This window comes from Desulfopila inferna, assembly GCF_016919005.1.
Lineage (GTDB): Bacteria > Desulfobacterota > Desulfobulbia > Desulfobulbales > Desulfocapsaceae > Desulfopila_A > Desulfopila_A inferna.
The window spans coordinates 1-1,382 of sequence record NZ_JAFFQE010000022.1; the positions used below are offsets into that span (position 1 = coordinate 1).

The 1,382-nt window shown below is 51.8% G+C and carries 1 protein-coding gene; it reads left to right on the top strand.

Features of this window, described 5'->3' with window-relative positions:
* Nucleotides 1-420 precede the first annotated feature (420 nt).
* Entirely contained in the window at nucleotides 421-1,227 is an 807-nt protein-coding gene (locus tag JWG88_RS21245) for a hypothetical protein (RefSeq protein ID WP_205235825.1), read from the top strand.
* Nucleotides 1,228-1,382: the final 155 nt, after the last annotated feature.

Genomic DNA, 1,382 nt, shown 5'->3' on the forward strand with positions numbered 1-1,382 from the left:
TTTTCAGCCAATTTCTACCCTGCAAACCGCTTTCTGTTAAAGATCATGCTGGCCTGCACAATTTTTCCGGCAACAGTTTGCCCGCGCAGGTGAAAAGATTCTCATCGCTATCCGACAGCGGGGCGATACAGACTTCACAGTGCCCTTCATCCAATCTCAAGCCTCGCCCTGAAAACGTAGACATACCCATTCTCCGCCCTCCTGTCCGGCTTCACCCCCTCGACCGTATTCCGCCGTCTGTCAGTCAATAGAGACAGCATAGCAGAACCCGGGAACGGTGTGCCATCCCTCTCTGTTAAGACGCTGAAATCAACAATACATCACCCGATGTCGGCTTTTTTTTACCCTCTCCCATATTACAATAAAGGCTGCAGGTAAAAAGACGCTTCAGGGAAACTCTTCAAATCAGGGAGGTATATTATGAGAAAAATGCATTTGCAAATCAGGGCCGCGATCCTAATCTTCGCCGCTATGATGCTCAGCTACGGCCAGGTAGCGGCACGTAGCCTTGAACATTATTCCGCTGTCGACGTTGACATCATTTCCGATCATCGTGGGGTGCTGACCAAATATGATGCCGGTTTCGGCAGGGGGGGCGAAAAACGCAATTATGTGGAAGCGCGAGATGATGAACGCTACCGGATACAAATCCACAACCGTAGCGGCTCCCGCATCGGAGTTGTCATTGCCGTGGATGGCCGCAATATCATTTCCGGCACAAAATCATACCTTGGCCGCCAGGAACGTATGTATGTCCTCGAACCTTACCAGACTGGCGGATATGAAGGATGGCGCACAGGCAGGGATCGAGTCAACCGTTTTTATTTCACCGGCATGGAAGACTCCTATGCCGCGGCCTGGGGGGATTATTCGGCCATTGGGGTTATCGCTCTGGCGGTTTATAAGGATCGGCGGCAGGATATCTATAATCCCCGCCAGCGGAGAGACACTCTCCCGGACGGACCTTCGAGGCGAAACTTTCAGAAAGGTCCCGGCACCGGCATTGGCGAAAGCGAATGGTCACCCAGCAGAGAAGTTGTTTTTGAGCCGGAAAAAAACCCTGCGTTCAAAGAATTCATTAAATATGAATATATTTCGACCCTCTGCAAAAAAGGTATTGCCAGCTGCCGCGATTATCGCGACCGCGATAAGGGCAACAGGTTTTGGCCGGATCATGAAAGAAAGTATGGGTTTGCTCCTTTCCCCCCGGGCTGGCCATTCAGGTAAGCATCATGGCCGAGGCAACCGGAATCCGCAATCGCCGGGGGGCAGCAGTTCTGCCCCCCGCTCAGCCTGCGGATATATTCATACCCTATATGGCTAGTTGTGTACAACAGGCGAGAATAGCTTCTCGCCTGTGAACAGCAACAGTATACACCTCA

Bases quoted from the DNA above. Each gene is read 5' to 3' on its own strand.
- JWG88_RS21245 (WP_205235825.1), top strand. From the start codon at position 421: ATGAGAAAAATGCATTTGCAAATCAGGGCCGCGATCCTAATCTTCGCC.